This is a genomic window from Candidatus Aminicenantes bacterium, assembly GCA_026393795.1.
GTDB lineage: Bacteria > Acidobacteriota > Aminicenantia > UBA2199 > UBA2199 > UBA2199.
Map to the genome: position 1 here is coordinate 1 of JAPKZL010000068.1, position 4202 is coordinate 4202.

Annotated in this window: 7 protein-coding genes; 3 read left to right on the forward strand and 4 right to left on the reverse strand. The window is 50.9% G+C overall.

Annotation, left to right across the window (positions count from 1 at the left end):
• Together NTW95_03300 and NTW95_03305 are read right to left on the reverse strand one after the other, a co-directional pair.
• The coding region (locus NTW95_03300; GenBank protein MCX6556447.1) for an ABC transporter permease at positions 1–864 on the reverse strand (864 nt) is incomplete at its 3' end.
• Positions 861–2012, reverse strand: coding sequence for an efflux RND transporter periplasmic adaptor subunit (locus NTW95_03305; protein MCX6556448.1), 1152 nt, complete (start codon positions 2010–2012; stop codon positions 861–863). The genes NTW95_03300 and NTW95_03305, both read right to left, overlap by 4 nt.
• A gap of 200 nt (positions 2013–2212) precedes the next feature.
• Here NTW95_03305 and NTW95_03310 point away from each other — a divergent pair, with 200 nt between their 5' ends.
• The gene (locus tag NTW95_03310) at positions 2213–2611 is read left to right on the forward strand and encodes a hypothetical protein (GenBank protein ID MCX6556449.1); all 399 of its coding nucleotides are present in this window, start codon (positions 2213–2215) and stop codon (positions 2609–2611) included.
• Positions 2612–2766: 155 nt separating this feature from the next.
• Here NTW95_03310 and NTW95_03315 read toward each other — a convergent pair whose 3' ends face one another.
• Positions 2767–3333 (reverse strand): hypothetical protein, encoded by a 567-nt coding sequence (locus NTW95_03315; GenBank protein ID MCX6556450.1) that lies wholly within the window; start codon positions 3331–3333, stop codon positions 2767–2769.
• A 27-nt stretch (positions 3334–3360) separates the two neighbouring features.
• Here NTW95_03315 and NTW95_03320 point away from each other — a divergent pair, with 27 nt between their 5' ends.
• Both NTW95_03320 and NTW95_03325 read left to right on the forward strand, forming a co-directional pair.
• Positions 3361–3537: a hypothetical protein gene (locus NTW95_03320; protein MCX6556451.1), complete on the forward strand. Its 177-nt coding sequence runs from the start codon at positions 3361–3363 to the stop codon at positions 3535–3537.
• Between the two features lie 58 nt (positions 3538–3595).
• Positions 3596–3802 carry a cold-shock protein gene (locus NTW95_03325; GenBank protein ID MCX6556452.1) on the forward strand — a complete coding sequence of 69 codons (207 nt, stop codon included), beginning with the start codon at positions 3596–3598 and terminating at the stop codon, positions 3800–3802.
• Between the two features lie 77 nt (positions 3803–3879).
• Here NTW95_03325 and NTW95_03330 read toward each other — a convergent pair.
• Positions 3880–4202: DUF3014 domain-containing protein (locus tag NTW95_03330; GenBank protein ID MCX6556453.1), on the reverse strand; the 323-nt coding region annotated here is incomplete at its 5' end.

Here is a 4202-nt window from a genome sequence, read left to right on the forward strand (position 1 = left end):
GCTCATAATGACGAAGAATTGGATGGTGCCGGAAGAGGAGCTCTGCGAACTCAAGGCGGTCAGCAGCTCGCGATTTTTTTCCTGCCAGGATTCCAGTTTCACCCTTTCATACTGTCTGGCGTATTCCCTGGCGATCTTTTCGGCGGCAAATACGTCCTTAACCTGGACCTCGATTACCGATACGCCCTCGATCCCGAAAAAACTCCGTACCATATCCATGGAGACCACCACCAGCTCGTTGCCGGCCGCGGCCCCGAGATCGAAGATGCCGCCGACGCGTAAAAACACCTGGTCCCCCCTGTTGTTTCGCAAATAGAATTTGTCGCCCACGGCCAGGGTAAACCGGTCGGCGAGCTGCCTGCCCAGCAGAGCGGAATCGGAGGCGAGTTCGGGAATGCCGGAAATGATCTTTTCTTTTATTTTATAGATATCGAGCCCGTTCGGCGCGGTCAGGCCTTTCACGAACACCGGTACTACGGAAACGCCCTTTTCAATGAATCCCGAACCATTGGCCGCAGGCGCCGCACGGAGGACCCGCGGGTCTTTTTCCAGGTCGTTGACATACTGCTGCCAGGAATAGATCTCGGTCCTTTCCTCGTAGAGGACCTTGCTGGTATCGCTTTTGGAACTTTCGTTGCTGATCGGTTTGGCTATGCGGTCGGCGGGCAGGATATTGATGTGCGGCGCCGAGCCGACCGTGTTGTCGATCAAGGTTGTTTGCAGGCCGCCGATCAGGGAGGAGAGGAAGAACTGGACCGCGACGCCAACGGCAATGCCCAGGACGATCAGCAGCGTTTGCCCTTTGCCCTTTATGAGAAAGCGCAGGGCAATCATCCATTCATAATGGTTTTTGTTGCCTTTCATTTGGGCAGTACGATCCTTGAACCCTCGGGGATGTTTTTGACACTCACCCATTTTTCGCCGATCGGGGTAAATTCGACCGCTCTCTTATCTGTATTTTTTTCTGTTTTAACCAGAACAAAATTGCCCTCTTTCTCGCGGAGTATATACTTTGAAGGCAGGGCCAGGACATTGATGTTGACATCCCTGATTTTCTTTCCGGAAATTTCCACACTGCCGGTCATGCCGTGCTTGATGAAGGCCTTGTTTTCATTTGTCTGCAGTTTCAGATTGCAGGTGCCTTTGGCGTAGTCTATCGTCGAACAGACGAGACTTATATTGGCTTTCACTTTTTCAGCAGGGTAGGCATCGAACATGATAAAACAGGGCAGGCCGGTTTCCAGAAAGCCCAATTCCTTCTGATCGACGTTGGTTTCGAGTACCCAGGGTTTTTTTTCAAGTATGGTCAGGGCTTTTTCCCCGGCCTTGACCGTCTCGCCTTCCTTCATAGCGATTTTTACAATGGTGCAGTCATAGGGCGCGATAAATTGTTTTTCGTTGACCGCACGCTTGGCCAGTTCCACCTGCGCGTTCAGGATGTTCAGCTGGTTGATCAGCTCCGCGGCCACGCCGCTCTTGGCGAAGGAATCGAGCTGAAGCTTCGCCTGGTTGAAGCGGGCCTGGGCCGCCTCCAGCTTCGTCTGCGCGTTTTCGAGCTCGACCCGGGAGACGGCGCCGCCGGCATACAGGGCCTGCGTGCGTTCGGCATGGTTTTTCGCGTCGGTGAGGGCCGCTTGGGCATCGTTCAGCTGCTCGGTCAACCGTGGGTAGGTTTCCTCTCTGGAATTGAGCAATTTCAACTTGGCATTCTCGTAGTTGTTCTCGGCGATGGTCAGGTTCTGTCTTTCCTTGAAATCGTCGACCTGGATAAGGAGAGCGCCCTTTTTTACTATCTGCCCTTCAACGACCGCGATGCCTTTGACATCGCCTTCGGTCTTGGCCGCCATCTCGTAGGGTTCGGGGAAACTCACCGTGCAGCTGGCCAGTATCTTGTAGTTGACATCGGTCCTTTTCAAGACGTAATATTCCGCAGCCGGTTTTTTAAGCAGGAATACTGCCAGTAAAACGACGATGACAACCGCGGCGGACCAGATGACCGATCTCTTTTTCATGCGCAGAGCTCCTTAGGTAATAAACGATATTATACCTGTTTGTTTAGTAATTTTCCACAACGGGAAGAGCCGGTTCTCTTTTACGTCGCCGGATTTCATCCTGTGAGTATTGTAAATAAAATTATTGTCAGCTATGGACATCGCCCTATTGATTTGCAATAAAAAAATCAATATGTTATCAACAAAACAAGGAGGGCAAAATGAAAAAAATCATGGTGATGACGAGTATTTGCTTTTTGTTGGCAGGTATTCTTTTTTTCGGGGCTTGCAAGAACTGTGAGTGTGATGAGGATGTGATCACTATTCATGTTGATCAGATGGTGAACGTGCCTGGCGGCGGCGGCAGTGTTGACGTGACCTTCAATGGCAGCTCGGGTGTTCGCATCCGCATCACGCTGTCTTGCTCCAATAACAGTATGAGGCCATACGGGTACCTGCAGGCCCCGAACGGCAGCGGCGATTACACTCCACCAAACAACGCTTCCAACGGCCAGAACAGCGCCGAGACAATGCTCAATCAGAACGGCACCTATACCCTGACCGTTTTCGACGGGGCGAACATCGGCGGCCAGGTTCATGTCGTGATCGATCAAATCTGACCGGATAATACCGCGGCAGCGAACCTTACGACCCACATCCAGTTCTCCGCTTTGGTCACCCGGTCGACTATGATGCCGGCCTTGTGGTTCGAGCCAGTTATGTTTGTTATTGAGTGACGTCGGTACCTTTGTTTAAAATCCGTAGCTAATTGTCCTTATTTGATTATTTTGCACATTGTGGATTCCGAGTTTATCACAATCTCATCGAGAATGAACGCTTTTCCTGCCCAAATGACATCTGGAGGCACCACAATTGACGCCCCGACCTGGAGTGGAAAAGGACCTGCCACATCTTGAAAGATGGTTTGATCGAATGTCGGCGCCTGGAGTTCGTAGGGACATTGCACGTTGACCAACTGTGGATTGTTCCACACAGTCTTGATGTGGAAAGTAAGCTCGCAATCGGTCATTTCGCCTGTGAGTGTCACCGTACCTATGGCTACTGCCTCCCATGTGCAAATGTTGGCCTGGACCGGTTCGAGCCATGTCACGTTCCCGCTTCCAGAAATTGTGTAATTTCCCTCCCCATCGCCTTCAATGCTGAATGACCAAATCCCATCCTCGGTCTGATAGTCGCCTGGTATTGTCTGTGCTTCAGCATGGTATCTCAATTTACCTCCGCCAACGATCCCCTCCGGTGCGCTGGGGCTTGCTTTGCATCCCATCATAAGCGCAATTACTATGAAACCCAAAACGATGATGGATTTTTGCGTGTGATTCATAAACACCTCCTTTATTGCAAAAAACGCATGAATGAATTTTTAGTTGTAATTGTTATTAAGCATCTATTGAAAGAATGTTACCATTTAAATAATAGTTTTCAAATGGGCTTACGGTTTGTTGAAGGGAAAACGCATCCGAATTTCGGCATTATCGATGCGTCTGGAATAACTGATGAGTTGCTGCAATTCATCCCCGGCGGTTGACAGGCAAAAAAAAACATGCTACCATGAATGCGACTTTAATTTACAAGGAATAAACACAATGTTAAAAGGAAAAGTGAAATGGTTTGATGCCAAGAAGGGGTACGGTTTCATCCACGGCGAAGACGGCAAAGACATCTTTGTCCATCATTCGGCCATCATCTCCCAGGAAGGATTCAAGACCCTCGAAGAAGGACAGGACGTGACGTTCGAAGTCATTCAGGAAGACAAGGGACCCAAAGCCGCCAACGTCAAAGCGGCCGAATAATCCAAATTCCAACCTTTTCCGTATCTAAGCCAAAGCGCTAAATCCATGGCGGGGAAAATGCATTCCCGCGGTTTCGTCTAAAATCCGATCGCTGCAATGAATCGGCGTAGCTTTTTCTGGATGCGCGCCACGTTCTGGGGGCCGAGGCGCAGCAGGTGCTTCTGTGCCTGGCTGAGGTCTTCCAGGCTGACGTCGGCGTACGCATAGCTCAATATCTTCTTCTCCAGCGCGATGTCCGTTCCTACTGCCGGCACTTGGTCGAGGTGTGCGCATGCCTGTTTCAGCCTTTGCGCGAAAGTGATCCCCGGATACCCCAGCTCGGCGAAAGCCGTCTCCAGGGCCGGGCTGAGCTTCCGGTACCATAGGAGCAATGTTTCGTCCGGGATGGCCGCGAACACGT

Coding starts and splice junctions, on each gene's coding strand:
- NTW95_03315 (MCX6556450.1), bottom strand. CDS start 3,333: ATGAATCACACGCAAAAATCCATCATCGTTTTGGGTTTCATAGTAATT.
- NTW95_03325 (MCX6556452.1), top strand. CDS start 3,596: ATGTTAAAAGGAAAAGTGAAATGGTTTGATGCCAAGAAGGGGTACGGT.
- NTW95_03310 (MCX6556449.1), top strand. CDS start 2,213: ATGAAAAAAATCATGGTGATGACGAGTATTTGCTTTTTGTTGGCAGGT.
- NTW95_03320 (MCX6556451.1), top strand. CDS start 3,361: ATGAATGAATTTTTAGTTGTAATTGTTATTAAGCATCTATTGAAAGAA.
- NTW95_03305 (MCX6556448.1), bottom strand. CDS start 2,012: ATGAAAAAGAGATCGGTCATCTGGTCCGCCGCGGTTGTCATCGTCGTT.